This window comes from Thiobacillus sp. 65-1402, from assembly GCF_001897685.1.
Taxonomy (GTDB): Bacteria; Pseudomonadota; Gammaproteobacteria; order Burkholderiales; family Thiobacillaceae; genus Thiobacillus.
Map to the genome: position 1 here is coordinate 1 of NZ_MKUG01000131.1, position 25,126 is coordinate 25,126.

The window sequence follows — 25,126 nt, forward strand, 5'->3', positions numbered from 1 at the left end:
GCCCGATCAGCATGCCGGGGCCGCCCAGCTGGATCAGCAGCGTGCCGACCGGCAGCATTTTCTTCTCGACGTGGTCGGCGCGGATGCTGCCGACGCCGCCCGCCAGCATGATGGGCTTGTGGTAACCGCGCCGCTGCTCCGCCACGGTCTCTTCGAAGGTACGGAAATAGCCGGCCAGGTTGGGACGGCCGAATTCGTTGTTGAACGCCGCCGCGCCGATCGGGCCTTCGAGCATGATCGCGAGCGGCGTGACGATGCGCGCCGGCTTGCCGTAGGCGCCGGCTTCCCACGGCTGCTCGAAGCCGGGAATGTTGAGGTTGGAAACCGAGAAGCCGGCGAGGCCGGCCTTGGGCTTGGAGCCGATGCCGGTCGCGCCCTCGTCGCGGATTTCGCCGCCGCTGCCGGTGGCGGCGCCGGGGAAAGGCGAGATCGCGGTCGGATGGTTGTGCGTTTCCACCTTCATCAGCACGTGGGTGAGTTCGCTGCTGTAAGCGTAGCTGCCGTCGGCGCGCGGGTAGAAGCGATCGATCTGCGCCCCCTCGATCACCGACGAGTTGTCGGAATACGCCACCACCGTGCCCGCGGGATGCGCTGCGTGGGTGTCGCGGATCATGCCGAACAGCGACTTGGCCTGTGCCGCGCCGTCGATCACCCAGGCGGCGTTGAAGATCTTGTGGCGGCAGTGCTCGGAGTTGGCCTGCGCGAACATCATCAGTTCGACGTCGGTGGGGTTGCGCCCGATGCGGGTGAAGTTGTCGACCAGGTATTCGACTTCGTCGTCCGACAGAGCCAGGCCGAGATCGCGGTTGGCGGCCTCCAGCGCGGCACGGCCGCCCGCCATCACGTCGATGGCGGTCAATTCGCGTGGCGGCACGTGCTGGAACAGCAGCTGCGCGGCTTCCAGCGAGTCCATCACGGCTTCCGTCATGCGGTCGTGCAGCAGCGGCAGCAGCGCCGCCAGCGCCTGCCCCGAAAGCGCGTCGCCCTGCGGATCACACAAGCGATAGGCCACCCCGCGTTCGATCCGGCGCAGCTGGGCCAGGCCGCTGTTTCTGAGGATATCCGTCGCCTTGGACGACCACGGCGAAATCGTGCCCGGACGCGGCGTGACCAGCAACTGCATGTCGTTCGCCGTCGGGCTGTCGGCGGGGGTGCCGTAATCCAGCGTTTTGTCGAGCTGCCGCGCGGCAGCCGCGTCCAGTTCGGCGTCCAGCTCCAGGAAATGCCAATGGCGCGCCGTCAATTCGCCCAGCGCAATGCCCAGCCGGGCGGCCTCCTGGCGGATTTTATCGATGCGGAAAGACGACAGCGCAGCACTGCCGGGGAGCGATACGATGGAAGACATGAGCGCCTTTGCAAACAGGGCAAAGGCGCTATTTTAGCCGATTGGAGCGCTTGACCGGACGGGCCTAGCGGCGAATCCGGCTCTGCTTCTGCCAGGCTTCGAGGCAGTCGAGCCCGCAAAAATGGTGGACGTAGTCCTGCGCGTCCGTCAGCTTGGCCGCATCGGCGGGGATTTCCTTCAAGCAGACTTCGCAGTTGAAAACCGTACAACTGTTTTCATCGGTGCATTGCGCCACCAAAGCGCCGGCAGGGGTGCGATGACGAGTATCCATGCGTATTCCAGAAAGTTTCGCAACACCTTGCAGTATAAGCCGCCGCGGGTATCCCGCAAGCCGGCCGGACAGGCCCGCGCGGGTCAGTAGCCGGCCTCCCGGATTGCCTGCTTGATCAGCTGGTAATCCGCCTGCTTGTCGATCACGAACCCCGTCACCTTGCTGTGGATGGTTTTTTGCAGGGACTGGATGACGTCCGGGCTGAGCGCGGCGGCAGCGTTCCCCAGTTTGTCCTGCTCGGCCGCGGAGAAACGATTGCTCGCCATCAGGGTGAAATCCGGGGTTGCGGGCAAGGCATACCAGGTCTCGAACTCGCCCCTGGCGACCAGTTCGTCGGCCAGCTTGCTGCGCAGGCTGCCGGCCTGGGCAAAATCACGCTGCATCGCCAGCACCACCTCCTCCTGGGTTTTCAGGTTGAGGATCTGCACTGCATCCTGCCTGTTGCGCCTGAGCGTGTGGCGCGCCATCACGTCGAGCCAGGATTCCTTCTCGGTGAGCGCCACCGTCGCCACCGCGGCCCCCTTGCGGCGCACCAGAACGCCGGTGGCCTGGTCGCGCACCCGCGCCACCGGCGAGTAGCGGTGGTCCAGCGCGGCCACCGCCACCGACGGCGGCACAAGATACATGTCCAGCCGGCCGCCCTCCATGGAGCGCGCAATGCTTTTGATGCTGCGGAACAGGGTCAGCCCCGGTTTCGCGCCCATGGCCGCGCCAAGGGCCTGGGCAAAAGGCATCGCCCAGGCGCGGAAATCCCCCATGAGCACATCCGCCTTGCCGGTGCCCGGGTATATGCCCAGGTTCAGCTCCGTCCTGGCTGCATGCGCCGCCAGCGGCAGCGCGGGAAGCAGCGCCAGAGCGGCCAGAAAGTGTCGTCGTTGCATCTTCATTCTCCATTTTCCGGGCTGGACGCGCGGCAAACCATCAACGGCATTGCGCAAGCTGCGCTGGATACCAGGCGACGTAGTCATTTTCAACCAGTCCGGTGTGCCGCCACGGGAACGCTGCACGCAATCGCGCCGCCGCCGGGATTAAGATGTCCGCTGCGCCCCGACTTGATCCCCCTGTCTGCCCATGCCGACCACTCCCGCTTCCCTCGTTTCTCCGCCGCTGTTCACAGCCGCCGACATCCGCATCGTCGAGCGGCATTGGGCGGACACCCGCCCCGCAACCTCGTTGATGGAACGGGCGGGCGCCGCGGCCGCCGAACTGGCGGGCGCGCTCGCCCGCGAATCGGGCGAGCCGATACTGCTGCTGGCCGGCCCCGGCAACAACGGCGGCGACGCCCTGGTCGCCGCGCGACACCTGATGGCGCAGGGTTTCCGCGTGCTCGTCGCCAGCCGTGCCGACCCCGCGCGCCTGCCGCCGGATGCTGCGCATGCCTGGGCCGCCTGGCGCGAAAGCGGCGGTGCGATCCTGGCGGACATCCCGCCGTCGCAGCGATACAGCCTGGTCGTCGACGGCCTGTACGGTGTCGGCCTGCAGCGCGAGGTCACGGGCGAGGACGCACGCTGGATCGCGCAGGCGAACCGGCTCGACTGCCCGCGCCTGGCGCTCGACGTGCCGAGCGGGCTGGACAGCGACCGCGGCTGCGTGCGCGGCTGCGCGTTCGCCGCCGACCACACGCTGACCTTCCTCGGCCTCAAGCCGGGACTCCTCACCGCGGACGGCCCCGACCACGCCGGCACGCTTCATCTCGACATGCTCGACGTCGACCCGGCCGCCCTGCCCGCCGTGCCGGGGATCGCGCTGACGCAGCTGGAAGCGCGCCACGGCCTGCCGCCGCGCAAACGCAACAGTCACAAGGGCAGCTACGGCCATGTCGGCATCGTCGGCGGCGCCCGCGGCATGGTCGGCGCGTGTCTCATCGCCGGGCGCGCGGCGCTCGCGCAGGGCACGGGCAGCGTCACCCTGGGGGTGCTGGACGAGCGCATCGTGGTCGATTACGGCGAGCCGCGGCTGATGTTCGCCGCCCCGGAGAATCTGCTGGAGGCGGGCCCGAGCGTGCTGGCGATCGGTCCCGGGCTGGGTCAGGGCACGCGTGCGCATGCGCTGCTGGAAGCTGCGCTGGGGGCGCCCTGCCCGCTGGTGCTGGATGCCGATGCGCTGAACCTGCTGGCCGGCGATGCGGCCCTGGCGGGCCGGGCGGCGCAGCGCACCGCGCCCACCCTGCTCACCCCGCATCCCGGCGAAGCCGCGCGCCTGCTCGGCGCATCCAGCGGCGACATCCAGGCGGACCGGATCGGGGCGGCACAACGGCTGTGCACGCAATTCCACGCGCACGTCGTGCTGAAAGGGACTGGCAGCGTGATCGCCCACCCCGGCGGCCGCTACGCCATCAACACCACGGGCGGGCCGTGGCTGGCGCAGGCGGGCTCGGGCGACCGCCTGACCGGCATGGTCGCCGCGCTGCTGGGCCAGGGAATGGAGGCAGGGGATGCGCTGGAGGCCGCCGCCTGGCTGCACGGCGGCGCTGCGGCGGGCTGATCAGCAGACACGGTTTTTCAGATACGCGGCGAAGTCCTCGCTGACTTCGCTGTGGCGCAACGCATATTCCACCGTCGCCTGCAGGTAGCCGAGCTTGCTGCCGCAGTCGTAGCGCACGCCGTCGTAGGCGTAGGCCAGCACCTGCTGTTCCTTCAGCAGCGCGGCGATGGCGTCGGTGAGCTGCAGTTCGCCGCCGGCGCCCGGCTTGAGATGCTGGATGTGGTGGAAGATGCGCGGCGTCAGGATATAGCGGCCGACCACGCCGAGGGTCGACGGCGCTTCCTCCGGCTTGGGCTTCTCGACGATGGCGTTGACGCGCGACACGCGCTCGGCCATCGGGCTGGCGTCGACGATGCCGTAGGACGCGGTGTCCTCCGGCGCCACCTGCTGCACCCCGAGCACCGAGCACTGGTAGTAGTTGTACTGGTCGACCATCTGCTTCATCACCGACGGCGTGCCGTCGAGCAGGTCGTCGGCGAGGATGACGGCAAACGGCTCGTTGCCGACCACCGGCTGCGCGCACAGCACCGCGTGGCCGAGGCCCAGCGCCTCGGCCTGGCGGATGTAGATGAAGTTGACGCCGGCCGGGCGGATCGACTGCACCAGTTCCAGCACGCGCTTCTTGCCGCGCGCCTCCAGTTCGGTCTCCAGCTCGTAGGCCTTGTCGAAGTGGTCCTCGACGGTGCGCTTGGTGCGGCTGCTGATGAAGATGATGTCGGTGATGCCGGCGTCCATCGCCTCCTCGACCGCATACTGGATCAGCGGCTTGTCGACGATGGGCAGCATTTCCTTGGGGCTGGCCTTGGTGGCGGGCAAAAAACGGGTGCCCAGGCCGGCCACCGGAAATACGGCTTTTTTTACTTTTTGCATGTCGCTTCCCTGTCTGTCCTTTGGTTCAAAAGTCTAAAACGTGCTGCTCGTTATTGTTGTCCGCTGCCAGCAAGGCCAGCAGCCCGGCCTCGTCGAGAATGGCCACGCCGAGTTGCTGCGCCTTCGCCAGCTTGCTGCCGGCCTCAAGGCCTGCCACCACGTAGTCGGTTTTCTTCGACACCGACCCTGCCACCTTGCCGCCTGCCGCCTCGATCCTTTCCTTGGCGGCATCGCGCGTCAGCGTCGGCAACGTGCCGGTCAGCACCAGCGTCTTGCCGGCAAGCATGCCTGTCGATTGTTGCACGCCGGTGGACTCCGGCCAGTGAACCCCCGCGGCGCGCAATTGGCTGACCACATCCAGGTTATGTGGTTCGGCAAAAAACTGGATGATCGACTGCGCCACGATCGGCCCGATGTCGCGCACCATCAGCAAATCGGCCTCGCTCGCGGCAATCAGCCGGTCCAGCGCGCCGAAATGCCGCGCCAGATCCTTGGCGGTGGTTTCCCCGACATTACGGATGCCCAGCGCGAAAATGAAGCGCGCCAGCGTGGTGGTCTTGCTGGCCTCGCTCGCCGCAATGAGGTTGGCCGCCGATTTCTCGGCCATCCGCTCCAGCCCGGCGAGCGTTTCCCGATTGAGGCCATACACGTCGGCAGGCGTGCGCACCAGGCCGCGCTCGACCAGCTGGTCGACCAGCTTGTCGCCCAGCCCGTCGATATCCATCGCGCGGCGGCCGGCAAAATGCAGCAGCGCCTGCTTGCGCTGCGCCGGGCAGTAGAGGCCGCCGGTGCAGCGCACCGCCGCCTCGCCCTCCAGCCGCACCGCGTGCGAGCCGCATTCGGGACAGACCGGATAGCTTTGCAGGATATCGAAGCGCGGCGGCACCGGCTGGGGCCGCCGTTCCGCCACCACGGCCACGACCTCGGGGATGACGTCGCCGGCGCGCCGCACGATCACGGTATCGCCGACGCGCACATCCTTGCGGTCGATTTCATCCTGGTTGTGCAGGGTCGCGTTGGTCACCGTGACGCCGCCGACGAACACCGGGGCGAGCCGCGCCACCGGCGTCAGCGCACCGGTGCGACCGACCTGCACCTCGATGCCGAGCACCGTGGTCAACTGTTCCTGCGCCGGAAATTTGTGCGCCACCGCCCAGCGCGGCTCGCGCGTGACAAAACCCAGTTCGCGCTGCAGGTCCAGGCGGTTGACCTTGTACACCACGCCGTCGATGTCGAACGGCAGGCTGTCGCGGCGGGCGGCGACATCGTCGTGGAAGGCGATCAGCGCCGCCGCGCCCAGTCCGGCGATGCGCTCGCCGCACACCGGCACGCCCAGTTCGGCCAGTGCGTCGAGCGTGGCGCTGTGGGTGGGCGGCAGCGGCCAGCCCTGCGTCTCGCCCAGCCCATAGGCAAAAAACGACAGCGGCCGCTGCGCGGCCATCGCCGGATCGAGCTGGCGAATGCTGCCCGCCGCGCCGTTGCGCGGATTGACCAGCGTGGGCTTGCCGGCCTCCCGCTGCTTCGCGTTGTAGCGCTCGAAGTCGTCGCGCCGCATGAACGCCTCGCCGCGCACTTCCAGCACGGCGGGCGGCGTAGCGGTATTCAGGCGCAGCGGGATGGCATGCACCGTGAGGATGTTCTGGGTGACGTCCTCGCCGGTTTCGCCGTCGCCGCGGGTGGCGGCCTGCACCAGCACGCCGCTCTCGTAGCGCAGGTTGATGGCGAGGCCGTCGAACTTCAGCTCGGCCGCGTACTCGACCGGCGGGTCGTTTTCGTCCAGCCCCAATTCGCGCCGCACCCGCGCGTCGAAAGCCTGCGCGCCGCTCGCTTCGGTATCGGTCTCGGTGCGGATCGACAGCATTGGCACCGCATGGCGCACCGGCGCGAAACCATCCAGCGGCTTGCCGCCTACGCGGCGGGTCGGCGAATCGGGGGTGGCGAGTTCGGGGTGTTCGGCTTCGAGCGCCTGCAGTTCGCGGAACAGCCGGTCGTATTCCGCATCGGGAATGACGGGGGCGTCGAGGACGTAATAGGCGTAGTTGTGGCGCTCGATTTCCTGGCGCAACGCCGCCGCGCGCGCCGGCACATCGGGTGCCGGCATCAGGAAAACAGACGCAGCGCCCGCCGTGAGCCGGATGGCACGCCGCGCGCTTCCATGCGCTCGTAGATCTGCGTGAGCTGAGTGCGGATTTTTTCGATGCCGCTGTCGGTCAGCGGGCGCAGGTTGTCGTCCACCAGGATGCCGCCGACTTCGCTGGCAAGCTTGCGGCCGAAGGCCACCATGCCGTCGAATACCCTGAGGCCATCCGGTACGCGCGGCACGTCGAATTGCAGCGTTACCCCCTGCGAGATTTGCCCTTCCACCACCGCGGCATTGAAAGGCTCGGCATCGTGGTTGCACAGCGCATAGAGTGGCTCGCCGCGGCTGTCGAGCAACTGGAATACGCCGTCCATGCCCAGCACCATGCCGCAGGCTTCGGCCTCGTGCACGATGCGCGCCAGGTTCACCGCCCCTTCACCGCGCGCCACCACGTTCAGGCCGATGAGGACGTCGACATCGACGCAGAAACGATCGATGGCCTGCGCGCGCTCCATCGCATCGGCCACGTCGTCGCAGGCGACGCGCAGGCCATGAGTCTGCCCCACGTTCTGCAGCAAGGCACACAGGGCCGAGAGCTGCTCTTCCTGCGCCGCGCCATTGCGGTCGGCCAGCTGCATGGTGACCGCCACCTGCTGATAGTGCACGTCGCGCCAGGGCTGGACTTCCTCCCATTCCGCAGCGCCGGCCGGCAATCCGGCCCAGCGCACCGCCTTGCCCAGGGTGCGCGCATGATTGAAGGCATCGGCAAACACATTCGCCAGGACGCCATCGCCGCCGACGCGGACGCGGTATTCGATCAGCTCGTCGTAGGGCGCCGGAAGCGCCGCCACCGGGGCAGAGGACGGGCGTGCCTGAGCGGAAGGTGGCGGGACAGGCGCAGCTGGCGCCGCGCGCATGGGCAGATCGTCTTCCAGGGCGGCGTCCGCCCGCGGCAGGTCGGCATCGATCCGCACATGGGGCTCGTTGAACTCGGCAACGTCGCGCACGCCGTCGCCGTCAGCGAAGACCGGTTCGCGCAGCGCCGGCTCAAGCCGTTCAGGCCGGCTGTGCGTTTCGCGCGGCACCGTCCCCGACTGCATCAGCGCATCGCCTGCCGGCGTCTGAAAAGCCGCGTCGGCCTGTTTTCGGAAGCGTCGCTCCTGAATCCAGTTGAATAGCAGCACCACCGCCACGATGGCCACGCCAATCACCAACAAGCCGATTTGCAAGTCACTCATTCGTTTTTCCCGACGGAACGGTGTGGGCAGACACCACCCGGACGAACCATTCGTCCGGCGCAATCATGCCCAGTTCATTGCGCGCGCGTTCTTCGATGGCGTCGCGTCCCTGCTTGAGGTCGCCCAGCTCGGCCAGCAGGCCGGCATTGCGGGTCTGCAGACGCTGGTTCAGCGCCTGCTGGGTGTCGATTCTGTGCGCACTTTCACGCACTTTCAACCAGCCGCCTTCGCCCAGCCACAGCGGGTATTGCAACAGCACAATCGCAGCGGCCAGCACCCAGGTCAAGCCCTGGCGGCGAATATGCGCGACCAGCCTAGCCGCGGTGTGGTCAGCCGCGCTGGCGGAACGCATCGCGTCCGGGGTAGCTGGCCGTGTCGCCGAGTTCTTCCTCGATGCGCAGCAACTGGTTGTATTTCGCCATGCGGTCGGAGCGCGACAGCGAACCGGTCTTGATCTGGCGCGCGTTGGTGGCCACCGCCAGATCGGCGATCGTGGTGTCCTCGGTCTCGCCCGAACGGTGCGAGATCACCGAGGTGTAGCCGGCCTGCTTGGCCATCTCGATCGCCTGGAAGGTTTCCGACAGGGTGCCGATCTGGTTGACCTTGATGAGAATGGAATTCGCGATGTCCTTGTCGATGCCTTCCTTGAGGATTCTGGCATTGGTGACGAAGAGGTCGTCGCCCACCAGCTGGACACGCTTGCCGAGCTTGTCGGTGAGGATTTTCCAGCCGTCCCAGTCGCCTTCTGCCATGCCGTCCTCGATGCTGATGATCGGGTACTTGTCACACCACGCCGCCAGGTAATCGGTGAGCTCGGCGGAAGTCAGCTTGAGCCCTTCGGATTCGAGGTGGTAGAGGCCGGCCTTGTGGAATTCGGACGCGGCGCAGTCGACCCCGATGGCGACGTCGATGCCGGGCTGCAGGCCGGCCTTCTCGATCGCCTGCACGATCAGCTTCAGCGCCGCCTCGTGCGACTCCAGGTTGGGAGCGAAGCCGCCCTCGTCGCCGACGGTGGTCGCCATGCCGGCGTCGTCGAGCAGCTTCTTCAGCGCGTGGAACACTTCGGCGCCGTAGCGCAGCGCCTCGCGGAAGCTCGGCGCGCCGACCGGAATCACCATGAATTCCTGCATGTCGATGTTGTTGTTGGCGTGCGCGCCGCCGTTGATGATGTTCATCATCGGCACCGGCAAAGCCATCGGCGCGGCACCGCCGAGATAGCGGTAGAGCGGCAGCCCGGCCTGCTCGGCGGCGGCGCGCGCGCACGCCATCGACACCGCCAGCAGGGCATTGGCGCCGAGGCGCGACTTGTTCTCGGTGCCGTCCAGCTCGATCATGGTGCGGTCGATGAAGGCCTGGTCCTCGACGTCCAGACCGATGATGGCTTCGCAGATTTCGGTGTTGACGTGCTCGACTGCCTTCAGCACGCCCTTGCCGAGGTAGCGCGACTTGTCGCCGTCGCGCAGCTCGATCGCCTCGCGGCTGCCGGTCGACGCGCCCGAGGGCACGGCGGCGCGGCCCAGCACGCCGGATTCCAGCAATACGTCGGCTTCGACGGTGGGATTGCCGCGGGAGTCGAGAATTTCCCGGGCGATGACATCAATGATTGCGCTCAATTTCTATCCTTCAAATTCAATTCTTATCCGCGAATACCCGAAGGGCATGAAGGGCGCTAAGGGGCGCGAAGGAAAAACAAGACCAAACTCCGGGTTTTCTTCGCGTTTCTTCGCGTCCTTCGCGGATCAGGTTTTCATCAACTTGTGTTCAATAAAGCCGCGCTGCTTCACCAGCGCGTCGATTTCCTTCAGCGTTTCCAGCAGTTCCTTCAGCATGCCGAGCGGCCACGCGTTGGGGCCGTCCGACAGCGCGCATTCCGGATTCGGATGCGTCTCCGCGAACACCCCCGCCACCCCGCTGGCCACCGCGGCGCGCGCCAGCACCGGCACGAACTCGCGCTGGCCGCCGCTGGTCGCGCCCTGCCCGCCCGGCTGCTGCACCGAGTGGGTGGCGTCGAACACCACCGGGCAGCCGGTGGAACGCATGATCGCCAGGCCGCGCATGTCGGACACCAGGGTGTTGTAGCCGAAGCTGACGCCGCGCTCGCACACCATGATCTCTTCGTTGCCCACCGCGCGCGCCTTGTCGACCACGTTCTGCATGTCCCACGGCGCCAGGAACTGGCCCTTCTTGATGTTGACCGGGCGCCCCTGGCGCGCGACGTTCTGGATGAAGTTGGTCTGACGGCACAGGAAGGCCGGCGTCTGCAGCACGTCGACCACCGACGCGACCTCCTCCAGCGGGGTATCTTCGTGCACGTCGGTCAGCACCGGCACGCCGATCTGCTTCTTCACCTCGGACAGGATGCGCAGTCCCTCGTCCAGCCCGAGTCCGCGGAAGGACTGGGTCGACGAGCGGTTGGCCTTGTCGAACGAGGACTTGTAGATGAAGGGGATGTTCAGCTCGGCGCACATCTCCTTGAGTGTGCCGGCGGTGTCCATCGCCAGCTGCTCGGACTCGATCACGCAGGGGCCGGAAATCAGGAACAGCGGCTGGTCGAGGCCTGCCTCAAAATGACACAGTTTCATTTGTCACCCTCCTGCTGGTGCGCCAGCGCGGCCCTGACGAAGGCGATGAACAGCGGATGGCCGTTGCGCGGGTTGCTGGTGAATTCAGGGTGGAACTGGCAAGCGACGAACCAGGGATGCACCGCGGCCGGCAGCTCGACCATTTCGCACAGGTCGGTGCCCGGCGCGCGTCCGGCCACCACCAGCCCCTTGGCCTCGAGTTCCGCCAGGAGGGTGTTGTTGACTTCGTAGCGGTGGCGGTGGCGTTCGACGACGCTGGCGGCGCCGTATATCCGGCGCGCCAGGGTGCCGTCCTTGAGTTCGCACGGCTGGCCGCCCAGCCGCATGGTGCCGCCGAGATCGGATTGTTCGCTGCGTTTTTCGACCTGACCGGTGCGGTCCAGCCATTCGGTGATGAGGCCGATCACCGGATGCGTGGTGGCCGGCTCGAACTCGGTCGAATGGGCATCCGCCATGCCGGCGACGTCGCGGGCGAACTCGACCACCGCGAGCTGCATGCCGAGGCAGATGCCCAGATACGGCACCTTGTTCTCGCGCGCATGGCGGATGGCGGCGATCTTGCCCTCGACCCCGCGCTTGCCGAAGCCGCCCGGCACCAGGACCGCATCCATGCCCTTGAGGCAATCGGTGCCGTTCTTTTCGATCTGCTCGGAGTCGATGTAATGGATCTTCACCCGGCTCTTGGTGTGCATGCCGGCGTGGATCATCGCTTCCGACAGCGACTTGTAGGACTCGGTGAGGTCGACGTACTTGCCGACGAAAGCGATGTTGACCGTGTGCTGCGGGTGCTCCAGCGCATGCACCAGGTTTTTCCATACGGAGAGATCGGCCGCGCGCGCCAGGATATTCAGCTTGTGGCAGACGATCTCGTCGAGCATCTGCTCGTGCAGCATCGCCGGAATCTTGTAGATCGAGTCGGCGTCCAGCACCTCGATCACCGCCTCCGGCCGCACATTGGTGAACAGCGCGATCTTGCGCCGCTCGTCCAGCGGAATCTCGCGGTCGGCGCGGCACAAGAGGATGTCGGGCTGGATGCCGATCTCGCGCAGCTCTTTCACGCTGTGCTGGGTCGGCTTGGTCTTCAGCTCGCCGGCAGTCGCGATGTAGGGCAACAGCGTCAGATGGATGAAGCAGGTGTTTTCGGGACCATCCTCGAACCCCATCTGGCGGATCGCCTCGAGGAAGGGCAACGATTCGATGTCGCCGACGGTGCCGCCGATCTCGACCAGCGCGACATCGGCGCCGTCGGCGCCCTCGCGGATCGAGCGCTTGATCTCGTCGGTGATGTGCGGGATGACCTGCACCGTGCCGCCGAGATAATCGCCGCGGCGCTCCTTGTCGATCACCGACTTGTAGATCTGGCCGGTGGTGAAGTTGTTGCGCTTGCTCATGCGCGCGCTGGAGAAGCGCTCGTAATGGCCGAGATCAAGGTCGGTCTCCGCGCCATCGTCGGTGACGAACACCTCGCCGTGCTGGAACGGACTCATGGTGCCAGGGTCGACGTTGATGTACGGATCGAGCTTTAGCAGGGTGACACGGATGCCGCGCGATTCGAGCAGCGCAGCAAGTGAAGCGGAGGCGATCCCTTTCCCGAGGGAAGAAACCACTCCGCCGGTGACAAACACATACTTCGTCATTTGTATGAGCGGGGGCGGGTGATGGCGGATTCTACTCCATCGCCGGCTACGGCTCAATGACGCGCCAGCCGGCGCGGCCCGGATCGCGGACGGACACCGCGTCGGGCAGCTTCAGGGGCGGCGCCGGTCGATCAGGATTTTCACGCCGCTCGCGCCCACCGTCACGTTGGCGGCGGTGCCCTCCAGATCGCCCGGCTGGGCCATCGGGTTGCCGGATCGGGAAAGGCGAGCCACCAGCGTCACCTGCCTGTGCTGCGAAAGGGCATTGCCGGGGTTCATCGCCGCCCTGTCGTCGAGTTCGAATTCCAGCGGCAGCCGGCCGGCACTCGCGCGGATCGCAGCGACCGGCGGACCGCCTGAACCCGCGCGCGCGAAGAGAAAGAGCACGTCCGTCTCCGCGAGGCTGGACTTCAGCGCCGGAGCGACGTCAACGCTGCCCCGGATCGTTGCGCCCGCGGCGATCGGCGCCGCTCCGCCGTCAGCGGGGGGCGGACTGGCCAGTCCGGACACACCCGGCCGGGCCAGGCGTTCGGCTTCGGTCAGCGCGGCCAGCACGCTCTGGGCAACGGGTGATTCCGGCGGCAGCAAGCCATGCATGCGCTTCAGATACACGCTGGCCCTGGAAAAGTCGCCTTCCTGCAAGGCATTGAAGCCGGCCATTTCCAGGGCCTTGAGGTCTTCGGGATCGATCTCCAGCGCCTGCCGCACCAGTTCCATCGGCCTGCCTGCCAGCACAAACCGGTTGGCGATGGCCAGCGCCTCGGCATAGCCGGACAGCACCGACGCATCCTGCGGCAAGAGCCGGGCCGCCCTTTCGTACGCCTGCAACGCTCGGGGCCACTGCTCCGTCGCCGCGTAGGAGCGGGCCAGCATCGACCATGCCTCGCCGTCACCCGGATTGGCCCGGGTTTTTTCTTCCACCTTGCGGATCAGGTCCATGAAATCATGCCCGTTCGCCGCGCCGGCCATGGCGGAAGGGGCCGTCACGGACTGCGCATCGGCAATGGCAAGCAGGGAAGCGGGGTTGCCCAGCCAGTAATAGAGAGCGAAGGCGGCGGCGGGCAGCACCGCGCCCAGGGCATATCCCAGCTTGCGGCTGCCGGACGGGGCGGGTTCGGGATGCGCTTCCGCGGCCAGGGCATCGTCGGCCAGGCGGGTTTCCAGTTCCAGCCTGGCGCTTTGGTACTGCGCATCGGAAAGCAGGCCGTTGGCGCGATCGGCTTCCATTTCCTTCATCTGGTCCCGGTAAACGGCGATATTGACGTCGCGCCGGACAGCCTTGCCTGCCCCGCCCCGCGCACGCAACAAGGGAGGCAGCACGAAGGCCAGGGCAACGACGACGCAGACGGCGGCGGCAATCCAGAACAGGGACACGGTCCAGAGCGGGTTCATTTTTCTTCCAGAAGTTGGGCGGCAGCGGCGCGTTTTTTCTCGTCCAGCGGGACGGCCGGCACGTCGCGGCGCCGCCGCAGGGTCAGGTACCAGGCGCCGCCGCCGATGCCCAGGAACAGCACGGGGCCAAGCCAGAGCAGCCAGGTCACCGGCTTGAACGGCGGGCGATACAGCACGAAATCGCCGTAGCGCTCGGTGAGATAGGCGACGACCTCGCGGTCGTTTTTGCCGGCCTTCATCTGCGCGCGGATCTCGCGCCGCAGGTCCTCCGCCAGCGCGGCTTGCGAGCCGGCCAGAGACTCGTTCTGGCAGACCAGACAGCGCAGGTCTGCCGCCAGATTGACCAGGCGCTGCTCGATGACGGGGTCGTCCGCGCTGGGCAGCGCCGCCTTCGGCGCCGCTTCGGCGGCCTGCGCCGGCAGCGAAACCGCCAGCAGAATGGCCAGCAGGGCGGGTTTGATGCGGCCAGGTTTCATGCGCCCAGCTCCTTGAGTTTCGGTTCGAACTTGGTCTGCCATACGTCGGGGCCGATCGGGCCGACGTGCTTCAGCCGCACGATGCCCTCGCGGTCGATGATGTAGGTCTCGGGCGTACCGGTGACGCCGTAATCGATGCCGACCCGGCCGTCGAGGTCGTCCGGCACGGCGACATAGGGGCTGCCGGTGCGCGCCAGCAAGGCCTGCGCCTCGCGATCCGCGTCCTTCCAGTTGAGGCCGACGATGGGGATGCGGCCGCTCTGTGCAAGCTGCATCAGGAAGCCGTGCTCCTGGCGGCACGACACGCACCAGGGCGCCCAGATATTGAGCATCCAGATCTTGCCCTTCATGTCGGCCGGGCTGAAGGACGCGCCCGCATCCCCCACCAATGGCAGCGTGAAGGCGGGCGCCGTACGGCCGATGAAGGGCGAAGGCACCTCGCGCGGATTGAGGAACAGGCCTTTGGCGAAAAAGCCGACAAGGACGAGGAAAAGGACGAGCGGCAGCCAGCGCTTCATGATTCAGGCTCCCTGCGCCGCGAGATGCTTCGGCACTTCGCTGCGCCGCAGCGCGATGCGGTAGCGTTTGTCGGAGGCCGCCATGAATCCGCCCGCCACCATCAACAGGGCACCGAGCCAGAGCCAGTTGATGAACGGCTTGTAGAACAGACGCACGGTCCAGGCGCCGTCCGACCCGTCGAGCGGTTCGCCCATGGCGACATAGATATCGCGGAAGAGGTTCGGATGCACCGAGGCCTCGGTCATCCCCATGCCCGAGGCGTTGTAGACGCGCTTTTCGGGGTGCAGCGTGGCCACTGGCTTGCCGTTGCGGCTGACCTCCACGGTGCCGCGGGCGGCGCGGTAATTGGGACCCTCGTGCGCGGCGGCGCCGCGGAAGGTGAAGGTGTAGCCGGCGAGCTCGGCAGCGCTTCCCACCTCCATGCGCACGTCGCGCTCGGCCGAGTAGTTGGCGACCGCAGCGATGCCGGCGACGCCGACGGCGATGCCCAGGTGCGCCAGCTGCATCCCCCAGAAGCTGCGCGGCAAGCCAGCCAGCTTCCGCATCGCACCGCCCTGACCGTGTTTGAGCCGCTCGCCGAATGCCGCCAGCACCGTCAGCGCGATCCAGGCGGCGAGGAAAAATCCCAGGCTCGCCCAGGGATTGAAGCCGTCCAGCGTCAGCGGCAGCAGCAGGCCGGCGGCAAGCGCCACGCCGAGCGCCCACTTCAGACGGGTGGCGAGGTCCGGCAGGCTGGCTTCCTTCCAGCGCACCAGCGGGCCGACGCCCATGAGAAACAGGGCCGGCGCCATCAGCGGCACGAACACGGCGTTGAAGTAAGGCGGGCCGACGGAGATCTTGCCCAGCCCCATGGCGTCCATGAACAGCGGATACAGCGTGCCGAGCAGCACCGAACCCAGCGCCGCGATCAGGATCGCGTTGTTGGCCAGCAGCAGCGACTCGCGCGAGAACCAGGTGAAGCCGCCGCCGCTGATCATTTTCGGCGCGCGCCAGGCATACAGCGCGAGCGAGCCGCCGATGACGACGGCGAGGAAGCCGAGAATGAAGGCGCCGCGTGCCGGGTCGGTGGCGAAAGCGTGCACCGACGACAGCACGCCGGAACGCACCAGGAAGGTGCCGAGCAGCGACAGCGCGAACGCGGTCAGCGCGAGCAGCACGGTCCAGGCCTTGAAGGCGCCGCGCTTTTCGGTGACGGCGAGCGAGTGCATCAGGGCAGTACCGGCGATCCACGGCATGAACGAGGCGTTCTCGGTGGGATCCCAGAACCACCAGCCGCCCCAGCCCAGTTCGCGGTAGGCCCACCAGCTGCCGAGCACGATGCCGAGGGTGAGGAAGGCCCACGCCACGGTGGTCCACGGCCGCGACCAGCGTGCCCAGGCGACGTCCAGCTTGCCGGAAAGCAGCGCGGCGATGGCGAAGGCGAAGGCCACCGCGAAACCGACGTAGCCCATGTACAGCATGGGCGGGTGAATGATCATGCCCCAGTCCTGCAGCAGCGGATTCATGTCGTTGCCGTCCATGGCGGCAGGCAGCAGGCGCTCGAACGGGTTGGAGGTGGTGAGCAGAAAGGCGAGGAAGCCGACCGAGATCAGCCCCATGACGCCGATCACGCGCGCCGCCATGTCCTCCGGCAGGTGGCGCGAGAACACCGACACCGCGGTGCTCCAGAAGCCGAGGATCAGCACCCACAGCAGCAGGGAGCCTTCGTGCGAGCCCCAGGTGGCGGTCAGGCGATAGATCTCGGGCAACTGCGAGAACGAGTTGCGCGCCACGTTCTCGACCGAGAAATCGTTGGTCAGAAACGAATACGCCAGGCAGGCAAAGGCAACGGCGACGAACACGAACTGGCCCCGCGCGGCGGGCCGCGCCACCGCCATCAGCGTGAAATTGCCGCGCTGCGCGCCGTACAGCGGCAGGATGGCCTGGGTCAACGCCAGCAGCAGCGCGACAATCAGGGCGAAATGGCCGAGTTCGGGGATCATGGTGCCTACCTCAAGTTAAACCATGGGGTTCCTGCCGCAGCAGCAACGTTATGCATGAAGCGCCGGACCGCTCTCACTCCGCGACCGTGCGCTGCGCCTTCTGCGCCTGTTCGATGGCGCTGGCGGCTTCCGGCGGCATGTAGTTCTCGTCGTGCTTGGCCAGCACCTGGGTGGCGTCGAACAGTCCGTCGGTTCCCAGCCTGCCTTCGGCCACCACGCCTTTACCCTCCTTGAACAGGTCGGGCAGGATGCCGGTGTAGACCACCGGTATCGACTGTGCGGTATCGGTGACGACGAAACGCGTGGTGAGCCCATCCGCCTCGCGCCGCACGCTCCCCGCCTCGACCAGGCCGCCGATGCGGAAAGCGCGGCCGGCCGGCGCCTCGCCGTTGGCGACCTGGGTGGGCGAGAAAAAGAACACCAGATTGCTGTTGAAGGCATTGAGCACCAGCGCCAGCGCAACCCCAAGCGCGGCGACGACCAGGAATATCAAGGCGAGTTTTCTGTGACGTGGTTTCATTGCCATGCTGTTTCCGGATGAAAAATCATTGCGAGTCCCATGTCTTCATGCGCTTGAGCCGCCGCCAGACTTGCAGGCGATGGCTGCGCAGCAGCCCGATCTCGGCCGCGAGGCAGAGCAGCGTCATGCCGAACGAGCCCCACACATAGAGGCCGTAGCCGCCCATGGCCCAGAAGGCCTGCCAGCTTTCCCAGTTCATGGCTGCTCCTCCAGCCGGGCCCGCACCCATTCGCTCTGCCGCTCGCGTTCGAGGGTCAGGGTGCGGGCACGGGCGAGGGCGACGGCGATGGTGTACATCCAGGCGGCGAGCGCCATGATCAGCATGCCCCAGAGCATGGTCTGCGCCATCGAGGGCGCACGGGTGAGGCTGACCGAAGAGCCCTGGTGCAGGGTGTTCCACCATTTGACCGAAAAGTAGATGATCGGCACGTTGATGACGCCGACCAGGTTGAGCAGCGCGCCAGCGCGGTCGGCGCGGCGCGGGTCGTCGATCGCTGCCTGCAGGGCCATGACGCCGACATAGAGGAACAGCAGGATCAGCTCCGAGGTGAGCCGGGCGTCCCACACCCACCAGGCGCCCCACATCGGCTTGCCCCATAGCGCGCCGCTCCACAGCGCGACGAAGGTGAACATGGCGCCGGTGGGCGCCAACGCGCGCGCCATGACGAAGGACTGGCGGGTGTTCCAGGCCAGACCGATGGCCGACCAGAAGGCCATGACGACGTAGATGAACATCGACATCCAGGCCGCCGGCACATGGATGAAAATGATGCGATAGCCTTCGCCCTGCTGGAAGTCGGTCGGCGCAACGAAGAAACCGAGGTAGAGCCCCGCTATCGCCAGGATGAACGCCAGCGCGGCAAACCACGGGATCAGCTTCCCGGCCCAGGGATAGAAAGTCGACGGCGAAGCGTAGTGGTATAAGTTCAAAAGCTACTCCACAGAAACCCTGAGGGCCATTGCGCTCACCCAGGGAGCCAGCAACAGCGACAACACCAGACACGCCCCCAGCAGCGAAAGGTGCGCTTCCGAGCCGCTGCCGGAGAGCACCCCCTCCACCGCGCCGGCACCGAAAATCAGGGCTGGCACATAAAGCGGCATGATCAGCAGGGTGACCAGCGCGCCGCCGCCGCGCAGGCCCAGCGTCAGCGCGGCGCCGATACTGCCGAGCAGCGACAGGATCGGCGTGCCGATGGCAAGCGACAGGACGAGCATCCACAGCGCCTCGGCCGGCAGATTGAACTGAACCCCAAGCAGCGGCGCAATCAGCAGCAGCGGAATCCCGTTGATGACCCAGTGCGCGATGGCTTTCCCCAGGGTCAGCAGTGCGATGGGACAGGGAGACAGCATCGCTTGTTCCAGGGTGCCGTCGCGATAGTCGTCGGCGAACAGCCGGTCCAGCGACAGCAGTGAGGCCAGCAAGGCGGCGACCCACACCACCCCCGGCCCGATGCTGCGCAGCATGCCCGGCTCCGGCCCGATGCCGAGCGGAAACATGCTCACCACGATGACGAAGAAGAATTGCGCGGTCAGCCAGTCACCGCGCCGCCGCGCCGCCAGCAACACGTCGCGGCGAATGACGGTGAACAGGAATTTCAGCATCGGGGCCCACGCCAAAGCGGCCATGCCCGTAAAGCCACCGCAGCGTCAACGATTCCGCTCATGTCCCGACCGAAAGGGTTTGCGGCGTCAGGCCGTCGAGCGACATCGGCTGATGCGTCGTCATGATCGCCAGGCCGCCCGCCATGACGTGATCGCGGATCATCCGCTCCACCAGTGCGACCCCCTCGACGTCGAGCCCGGTCAGGGGTTCGTCGAGAATCCACAGCAGCGCGCCGGCCGTCATCAGCCCAGCCAGCGCGACGCGCCGGCGCTGGCCAAAGGACAGCACGCGGGCGGGCAGATCCATGCAACGCGACAGGCCGATCCGCTCCAGCGCAGCCGTCGCCGCCGCGACATCCAGCGCACGGCCGTTCAGCGCCGCCGCGATGCGCAGGTTTTCCATTGGCGAGAGATCGTCCTTGATGCCGTTGGCATGGCCGAGGTAGGCCATCTCCCGGGCATAGCGTTCACGCGTCCTGCCGATGGGTTCGCCGCGCCAGCGCACGGTGCCGGCGGCAGGCGCAGACAGGCCGCAAAGGATGCGCAACAGGCTGGTCTTGCCGCGGCCGTTTCCCCCACCCACCAGCAAAGCCTCGCCCCTCCCCAGCTCGAAGCCCAGATTCCTGAACAGCAGGCGTTCGCCACGCTCGCAAACCAGTTCATTGGCAGAAAACATACTTGGCATCATGGATCGTCAAACGTCGTCCGGAGCTTATCGCAAACATGCGCCATTGAGCATGGCGATTTCGCGGCGCTGCTGCCGCATGCGCCGCACGGGCGCGGCCTGGTTGCGGAACACACGGGCCATGTCTCAACTCCCGATGCGGATCGCACGGTCGCCGTCCGGCCGAGCCGGACCGATCAGGTTCAGAAGCCCGCCCAGTTCCGCCCTGCTGTCCGCTGCGGCACGGGCCACGCCATTGAAAACCACGCCGCGCTTGCGGTCCCAATTGCCCTGTCCCTGCAGGGACAGAGGACCCGACTCGGTCGACAGCGTGAACCTCAAGCCGCGTTCCACGCCTTCGATATCCGCACGGTAGCTGCCGAGCCGCGATTGCGACCGGCCCGAGGCGGCGTCCAGCCAGCGCAGCGCGGCTTCGCCCCGGGCTTCCGTCGGGTTGAAGGCCATGCGGTCGGCCGTCAAGACCAGCCGGCCGCCCGGTTGCCACCACGCGAAGTCGGGCGCCAGTTGCGCCAGCCGCCTGGCCGGCATTTCGATCCGGGCTTCAAGCAATTCCGCGCTGTTCGCGCCGGCGCGCAACACGCCCTGCGCATGGATGCCCGCGCCGGCCAGGTGCAGCCGATAGCCGAGACGGGCGGCGAACAGGTCGAGCGGCCGCACGGTCCAGCTCACGCGGCCAAGCTGCAGGTCGCCGGGCAAACCCGCGGCGCGCACCCGCAGCGCCGCAGCCTGGCCGCGCCACACGCTCCCCGTCGCCTGTTCGAGCGATACCGCCTGCCGGGTGAAGTGCGGCAGCGCCCACGCCAGCAGGCTGGCCGGCGCCCATGCCAGCAGCAGCGTCAGATACGCCAGCAGCGCCAGCAGGTAGTGGCGCCAGCGCAAACGGAAGGGTGCGCGATCCGCCATCATCCGCCCGCCAGCACCGCATCGACCCGGACCGTCCCGGCGACGTCGCCCGCCTCGATGCGCGCCGAGTCGACCCGCACTCCATGGCGCGCCTGCAGTTCGCCGAGCCAGCCGATCCACGCGTCGAACCCCACCTGCGGCAACACGACGCGGACGCGGCCCGCATCCTGCGACGCGATGGTTTCGATACGCCCGCGCAGTCCCATGGCCAGCGCATGCTGTTCGACGGCGGACGCGAGGCTGCCCGCCCCCGGGTGCGCCGCGGGCCGCGCCTTGAGGCGCGCGACTTCCTGCGCCTCCTGCTGCAGTTGCGCGGCCTGCGCGCGCAACTGCGGCAGCGCCTGCCGCAGTTGCGCCACCTCGCGCTGCATCGGCAGCCAGCCGTAGGCGAATCCCAGGACCGGCACCAGCAGCGCCGCGCCGGCAAGGACCCGGCGCTCGCGCGGCGCGCGCGCGCGCCAGAACTGAATCAGCGCGTCTTTCATGGCCGCCCCCCCGTAACCGCGATATGCGCCACGGATTGCGGCGCCGCGCCGCTGACGCCTTGCAGCCGGCTGCTCAGGCCGGCATCGGTCAGCCGCTGCAACAACTGCTCCGCCGCCGCCTGATCGGCCACCGGCACGTCGAGGCGGAGCTGGCCGGACTCGTAGTGGATCGCGCGCAGGCCGCCGCGGCTGCCGGCGTCGAGCGCAGCGGCCGTCTGCGCCAGCAGGGGCAGAAAATCGGTCGGCGACATCTGCCCGGTGGCGCTGCGCAATTCGGCCAGCTTGCGCTGCATCTGCAGCGGCGCATCGACGACCACGCGCGCGTCCGGGAAGGCCTCGCGGAAGCGCTGTTCCATCGCCGCCTGGAGGGTTTGCTTTTCACGGCTCAACAGCCACCACTCGGTCGCCGTCGCCCCGATCTGCAGCAAGGCGATCAGTCCGGCCAGAATCAGCGGCAGCCGCAAACCGGACCAGCCGCCGCGCACCACGCCCGCTGGCGCGAATGCCCCCTGCAGCAGATCGATGCCGCCGCGGATGAGGTCCGGATGCCGCAACGGCGCCCATTCCGTCCCCAGCTCGACCGCCACGCCCAGCGCGCGGCCCCAGGCTTCGACGTCGGGCGGCGGCGTGCCCTCGCGCAGACGCAGCAACAGGCGATGCGGCAGGGCTGCCGCCGCACGCGCTTCCGCCACGCGCAGCGCAAGCGCGGCGGGGGGCTGCATGGGCGAGCCGCCGTCCAGGCTCATGCCCGCATGCTCGCCGCTGCGCAGAAAGCCGCCATGGCCGTCCCACACCATCACCCAGCCATCGGCCGGCAACGCGGGCAGCAGGGTTTCCGGCCAGGCGCTGCGCGGGCGCAGGCCGGCCCCGTTGAAACACGCCAGCAGCCGCGCCAGCCAGGCCTTGTCGACCACCGCCAGCGCAGTCTGGCCAGCGCCCGACGCCGGGCCGGCGGCCACATGCACCGCATCGGGTTCGGCCACCAGCCGGTCTTCGATCGCGTAAGCCAGCAACTGCCGCAGTTTCTGCTTGCTGCCGCGCGGCAGGCTGGCACGGGTCAGCAGCACGGCATCCGCCGGCAGCACCAGTTCGCAGGCTTCGCTGAGCGGCAGCTCGGCGAGCGAGGCGAGGCCGGCGCCGAGCGACTCTCCGCGTGCGCCAAGCCTGCACCAGGGCAACGGGGCGTCCGGCTCGGTGTCGGGCCAGGAAGGGGGAATATGGATGCGCAGCAGGCTCATGGTCGGGTTCGATCGGGTCAGATATTCTTTTGCCACACCAGCTTCGGCCAGGCGGTCGCTTCGCGTTCCAGCAGGGCCTGGCAGCCCGCTTTCGCGCGGCCGAAACGGGCGTGGCCGGTAACCAGAAAATAACGGCTGCCGACGCTCAGCAGCGTTTCATTCACTTGCGCCGCCGGCTGCGGCAGCCGCGCGCGGAAATCGGCAAGATCCGTGAAATGCCGCGCCTTGCGCGACGCCACCAGCGCCCGCGCCTGGTCGAGCGACAGGTCGGCGATCGCCGCCGCCAGCACTTCCGCCGGCGCGGTATTGACGTTGACCGGCGTCGCTTGCGGCAGCGCGGTCACGAAGGCGCGCAGGCGCGCCACCCGCGCCGCGTCGAAGCCCTTGATGCGATACAGCCCGTCCACCGTCGTCAGCGCCCGGTTGGCGGCGCGGTAAGGCGGATCCAGTGCCAGATAATCCATGTCTTCGGCGCCGCCCGGATACGTTGCCTCGGCGTCGGGGTCGATCCAGTCGGCCACCGCGCTGGCGAGGCCGGGCGGCAGCTGCAGCAGTTCCAGCAGCTTGCGGAACGCCGCCAGATCGGCCGCGCTGGCCTTGCCCTCGCGCACCAGGCTGTTGAGGTTGAACAGCCCCTGCTGATCGCTCAGCCCGCCGCTCAGTTCGCCCCCTTCCACCGGCAGCGGCGACAGCGCCTGCGCCCAGCCCTCGCCCAGGTGGTCCACGCTGCTGCTGCGCGCGTCCTGCGCCAGCACCGAGCGCGCCCACTGCAGCGCCGCCAGCACCACCACCCGGCTCTGCGCCTGCGCGGCGAGATTTTCCACCTGGCGCAGCCACAACTGCTGCTGCCACGCCATGAACGAAGCCGCGCTCGCCACCAGCGCGACCACCAGGATGGCGGTGATGACGGCCATGCCGCGCTGGCGCCTCATGGCAGGGCAAACACCCGCGTCACCGCGACGCCGCCGTCGAGTTCGAGCACCACCTCCAGCGCCGCCGGCAGCGCCGCCATCCCGGGCAGCGGCCAGCGCGACTGCCAGTTGCCGCTGCCGTCGAGGTAGCGCAACTCGAAGCGGCGCACCCGTTCCAGCAGCGGATGCACCGCGGGCTCGCTGCGCGGCGCCTGGTCCAGAACCGGCCACACCAGTTGTTCGAGCGTGCCCTTGTTGAGCCGGTAGCCGTGGCGCTGCACGTCGGCCAGCACGCCGCTCTGCCATGCCATTCCCATGCGGCTGAAGCTGAGCTGGGCGTCGTTGGCGCCGAAGGCCTGCGCGTTGCCGACCAGTGCGGGCAAGGGCAGGCCGCCGCTGCCGCGCACCGGGCGGTTCACCGCCAGCCCCAAGTCCTGCTCCAGTTGCGCCAGCGTCAGGGCAATGTCGCGCCAGCGCCGGTTGTCCTCGGTCAGATGCGCGCGCGTCTGCAGCGCCGCGTCGAGCCCGCGGTAGGCCAGCACCGACATCAACGCGAAGATCGTCAGCGCCACCAGCATTTCCACCAGGGTGAAGCCGCGCTGTCTCATTTGTCCTCGGCGCGGGCCAGATAGCCGGTCAGCCGGGCCAGCGCGCGGGCGTCGCGCCCGGCTGCGGCAACGCTGATTTCGATGCGGCGAAACGCCCGGTTCTGCGTGGCGCTGACGGCCTCGCGCCAGACCATCTTCACCCCCGCCTGCTCCACCTCGCCTTCGCGGATGCCGGCATCGGGCCAGGCGCGCCGCGCCTGCAACTCGGCCAGGCGGTTCTGTGCCACCCAGCTGGCCAGCAGGCGTTCGCGCAGCTCGGCCGAACTGTCCGCCATCATGGCCGATGCCCGGCTGGCGGCGGCAAGCGCGACCGCCAGGATGGCCAGCGCCACCAGCACCTCGATCAGAGTGAAGCCGCGCGGCCGCCGGTTCATTCGGGCGCAGCCTCGCGGGTTTCGATCCGCACCCGGCCGAGGCTGTCGCCGCGGATGCGCGCATGCGCCGCATTGAGCGCCAGATCGGCGCTGAACGGCGCGTTGCTGCCGGACGGCAGGAACAGCAGGCGCTCGCCTGCCGCCAGGCTGGCCTGGTTCACCCGCAGCGCCGCCAGCCGCACGTCGCCCGCCAGCGGGCGATCCCGCAACAATTCGTCGCCCGCGCGCGGCACCCAGCGGTTCTCGGCGTCAAGCGACCAGAATCGGTAACCACGCTGTTCCGCCGAAAACGCGATCGGCTCGCCCGACGCCACCGCCTGATCGCGCGCCTGTTCGAGCAGCAGCGCCAGCCGCTGCGCCTCGCCGTGCACCGTGCGATCGTCGTCCGGCATCATGCGCACCCCCGCCAGACCCACCATGATGCCGATGATCGCCAGCACCACGAGAATCTCGATCAGGGTGAAGCCGCGCTGGCCTACAACTCCCACGAACCGATGTCCTTGTTGTTGCCCTCGCCGCCCGCCGCGCTGTCCGCGCCGAGGCTGAAGACGTCGATTTCGCCGCGCAATCCGGGGTTGAGGTACTGGTACGGCGCCCCCCAGGGGTCGTTGGGCAGGCGTTCCAGATAGCCGCCGCGTTTCCAGTTGCCGGGGATCGGAGCCGAAACCGGTTTTTCCACCAGCGCCTGCAGCCCCTGCTCGGTGGTCGGGTAGCGCACATTGTCGAGACGGTACAGGTTCAACGCCTGCTTGATCGCGGCGATGTCCTGCTTGGCGGCGACGATGCGCGCCTCGTCCGGACGGCCCATGATCTTCGGCACCACCAGTGCGGCAAGAATGCCGAGAATCGCGACCACCACCATGATCTCGATCAGGGTGAAGCCGCGCGCGGGGCGGCGCGGATGAACGAGTCTGAATTTCATGC

At 67.9% G+C, this 25,126-nt stretch carries 27 protein-coding genes and 1 pseudogene; 1 reads left to right on the forward strand and 27 read right to left on the reverse strand.

The window, feature by feature from the left end:
- From BGO62_RS10400 to BGO62_RS10410, 3 genes and pseudogenes are all read right to left on the reverse strand, one after another.
- Positions 1-1,345: pseudogene (locus BGO62_RS10400) on the reverse strand (phosphoribosylformylglycinamidine synthase); the annotation flags it as partial.
- A gap of 64 nt (positions 1,346-1,409) precedes the next feature.
- Positions 1,410-1,616, reverse strand: coding sequence for a DUF3330 domain-containing protein (locus BGO62_RS10405; protein WP_296642060.1), 207 nt, complete (start codon positions 1,614-1,616; stop codon positions 1,410-1,412).
- An 83-nt stretch (positions 1,617-1,699) separates the two neighbouring features.
- Positions 1,700-2,497 (reverse strand): PhnD/SsuA/transferrin family substrate-binding protein, encoded by a 798-nt coding sequence (locus BGO62_RS10410; RefSeq protein WP_296642062.1) that lies wholly within the window; start codon positions 2,495-2,497, stop codon positions 1,700-1,702.
- Positions 2,498-2,687: 190 nt separating this feature from the next.
- Between BGO62_RS10410 and BGO62_RS10415 the strand changes: the two genes are divergently transcribed.
- Positions 2,688-4,100, forward strand: a complete 1,413-nt coding sequence (locus BGO62_RS10415) for an NAD(P)H-hydrate dehydratase (protein ID WP_296642064.1) — start codon at positions 2,688-2,690, stop codon at positions 4,098-4,100.
- Here BGO62_RS10415 and galU read toward each other — a convergent pair whose 3' ends face one another.
- From galU to gspG, 24 genes are all read right to left on the reverse strand, one after another.
- Positions 4,101-4,970 carry a UTP--glucose-1-phosphate uridylyltransferase GalU gene (galU, locus tag BGO62_RS10420; protein WP_296642067.1) on the reverse strand — a complete coding sequence of 290 codons (870 nt, stop codon included), beginning with the start codon at positions 4,968-4,970 and terminating at the stop codon, positions 4,101-4,103.
- Between the two features lie 25 nt (positions 4,971-4,995).
- Positions 4,996-7,071: an NAD-dependent DNA ligase LigA gene (gene ligA / locus BGO62_RS10425; RefSeq protein WP_296642070.1), complete on the reverse strand. Its 2,076-nt coding sequence runs from the start codon at positions 7,069-7,071 to the stop codon at positions 4,996-4,998.
- Positions 7,071-8,288, reverse strand: a complete 1,218-nt coding sequence (locus BGO62_RS10430) for a cell division protein ZipA C-terminal FtsZ-binding domain-containing protein (RefSeq protein ID WP_296642071.1) — start codon at positions 8,286-8,288, stop codon at positions 7,071-7,073. Before BGO62_RS10430 ends, ligA begins: the two co-directional genes overlap by 1 nt.
- Complete coding sequence (gene ftsB, locus BGO62_RS10435; protein ID WP_296642073.1) at positions 8,281-8,640, reverse strand: cell division protein FtsB; 360 nt, start codon at positions 8,638-8,640, stop codon at positions 8,281-8,283. Before ftsB ends, BGO62_RS10430 begins: the two co-directional genes overlap by 8 nt.
- Complete coding sequence (gene eno, locus BGO62_RS10440) at positions 8,618-9,901, reverse strand: phosphopyruvate hydratase (RefSeq protein ID WP_296642075.1); 1,284 nt, start codon at positions 9,899-9,901, stop codon at positions 8,618-8,620. The genes ftsB and eno overlap by 23 nt, the downstream gene beginning before the upstream one ends.
- 126 nt (positions 9,902-10,027) lie before the next feature.
- On the reverse strand, positions 10,028-10,870 hold the full coding sequence (gene kdsA, locus BGO62_RS10445; RefSeq protein WP_296642076.1) for a 3-deoxy-8-phosphooctulonate synthase: 843 nt from the start codon (positions 10,868-10,870) through the stop codon (positions 10,028-10,030).
- Positions 10,867-12,507 (reverse strand): CTP synthase, encoded by a 1,641-nt coding sequence (locus tag BGO62_RS10450; RefSeq protein WP_296642078.1) that lies wholly within the window; start codon positions 12,505-12,507, stop codon positions 10,867-10,869. The genes kdsA and BGO62_RS10450 overlap by 4 nt, the downstream gene beginning before the upstream one ends.
- A 111-nt stretch (positions 12,508-12,618) precedes the next feature.
- Positions 12,619-13,899, reverse strand: coding sequence for a c-type cytochrome biogenesis protein CcmI (gene ccmI / locus BGO62_RS10455; RefSeq protein ID WP_296642079.1), 1,281 nt, complete (start codon positions 13,897-13,899; stop codon positions 12,619-12,621).
- A complete protein-coding gene (locus BGO62_RS10460; RefSeq protein ID WP_296642081.1) occupies positions 13,896-14,375 on the reverse strand; it encodes a cytochrome c-type biogenesis protein in 480 nt (159 codons plus the stop codon). The genes ccmI and BGO62_RS10460 overlap by 4 nt, the downstream gene beginning before the upstream one ends.
- Complete coding sequence (locus BGO62_RS10465; protein ID WP_296642082.1) at positions 14,372-14,893, reverse strand: DsbE family thiol:disulfide interchange protein; 522 nt, start codon at positions 14,891-14,893, stop codon at positions 14,372-14,374. The genes BGO62_RS10460 and BGO62_RS10465 overlap by 4 nt, the downstream gene beginning before the upstream one ends.
- A gap of 3 nt (positions 14,894-14,896) precedes the next feature.
- On the reverse strand, positions 14,897-16,876 hold the full coding sequence (locus BGO62_RS10470) for a heme lyase CcmF/NrfE family subunit (protein WP_296642083.1): 1,980 nt from the start codon (positions 16,874-16,876) through the stop codon (positions 14,897-14,899).
- 73 nt (positions 16,877-16,949) lie between these two features.
- Entirely contained in the window at positions 16,950-17,396 is a 447-nt protein-coding gene (gene ccmE / locus BGO62_RS10475) for a cytochrome c maturation protein CcmE (RefSeq protein WP_296642149.1), read from the reverse strand.
- Positions 17,397-17,421: 25 nt separating this feature from the next.
- On the reverse strand, positions 17,422-17,595 hold the full coding sequence (gene ccmD, locus BGO62_RS10480; protein WP_296642085.1) for a heme exporter protein CcmD: 174 nt from the start codon (positions 17,593-17,595) through the stop codon (positions 17,422-17,424).
- Positions 17,592-18,326 carry a heme ABC transporter permease gene (locus tag BGO62_RS10485; protein WP_296642088.1) on the reverse strand — a complete coding sequence of 245 codons (735 nt, stop codon included), beginning with the start codon at positions 18,324-18,326 and terminating at the stop codon, positions 17,592-17,594. The genes ccmD and BGO62_RS10485 overlap by 4 nt, the downstream gene beginning before the upstream one ends.
- Positions 18,327-18,329: 3 nt before the next feature.
- On the reverse strand, positions 18,330-18,998 hold the full coding sequence (ccmB, locus tag BGO62_RS10490; protein ID WP_296642090.1) for a heme exporter protein CcmB: 669 nt from the start codon (positions 18,996-18,998) through the stop codon (positions 18,330-18,332).
- A 58-nt stretch (positions 18,999-19,056) separates the two neighbouring features.
- A complete protein-coding gene (ccmA, locus tag BGO62_RS10495; RefSeq protein ID WP_296642091.1) occupies positions 19,057-19,674 on the reverse strand; it encodes a cytochrome c biogenesis heme-transporting ATPase CcmA in 618 nt (205 codons plus the stop codon).
- A 135-nt stretch (positions 19,675-19,809) separates the two neighbouring features.
- On the reverse strand, positions 19,810-20,589 hold the full coding sequence (locus BGO62_RS10500; RefSeq protein ID WP_296642095.1) for a type II secretion system protein N: 780 nt from the start codon (positions 20,587-20,589) through the stop codon (positions 19,810-19,812).
- Positions 20,586-21,071: a type II secretion system protein GspM gene (gspM, locus tag BGO62_RS10505; RefSeq protein WP_296642097.1), complete on the reverse strand. Its 486-nt coding sequence runs from the start codon at positions 21,069-21,071 to the stop codon at positions 20,586-20,588. The genes BGO62_RS10500 and gspM overlap by 4 nt, the downstream gene beginning before the upstream one ends.
- Entirely contained in the window at positions 21,068-22,309 is a 1,242-nt protein-coding gene (gene gspL / locus BGO62_RS10510; protein WP_296642098.1) for a type II secretion system protein GspL, read from the reverse strand. Before gspL ends, gspM begins: the two co-directional genes overlap by 4 nt.
- Positions 22,310-22,326: 17 nt before the next feature.
- Positions 22,327-23,223 (reverse strand): type II secretion system minor pseudopilin GspK, encoded by an 897-nt coding sequence (gene gspK / locus BGO62_RS10515; protein WP_296642099.1) that lies wholly within the window; start codon positions 23,221-23,223, stop codon positions 22,327-22,329.
- 14 nt (positions 23,224-23,237) lie between these two features.
- Entirely contained in the window at positions 23,238-23,828 is a 591-nt protein-coding gene (gene gspJ, locus BGO62_RS10520; RefSeq protein WP_296642101.1) for a type II secretion system minor pseudopilin GspJ, read from the reverse strand.
- A complete protein-coding gene (gspI, locus tag BGO62_RS10525; RefSeq protein ID WP_296642103.1) occupies positions 23,825-24,202 on the reverse strand; it encodes a type II secretion system minor pseudopilin GspI in 378 nt (125 codons plus the stop codon). The genes gspJ and gspI overlap by 4 nt, the downstream gene beginning before the upstream one ends.
- Entirely contained in the window at positions 24,199-24,690 is a 492-nt protein-coding gene (gene gspH / locus BGO62_RS10530) for a type II secretion system minor pseudopilin GspH (RefSeq protein ID WP_296642105.1), read from the reverse strand. Before gspH ends, gspI begins: the two co-directional genes overlap by 4 nt.
- Complete coding sequence (gene gspG, locus BGO62_RS10535) at positions 24,678-25,124, reverse strand: type II secretion system major pseudopilin GspG (RefSeq protein WP_296642107.1); 447 nt, start codon at positions 25,122-25,124, stop codon at positions 24,678-24,680. The genes gspH and gspG overlap by 13 nt, the downstream gene beginning before the upstream one ends.
- Between the last annotated feature and the right edge of the window lie 2 nt (positions 25,125-25,126).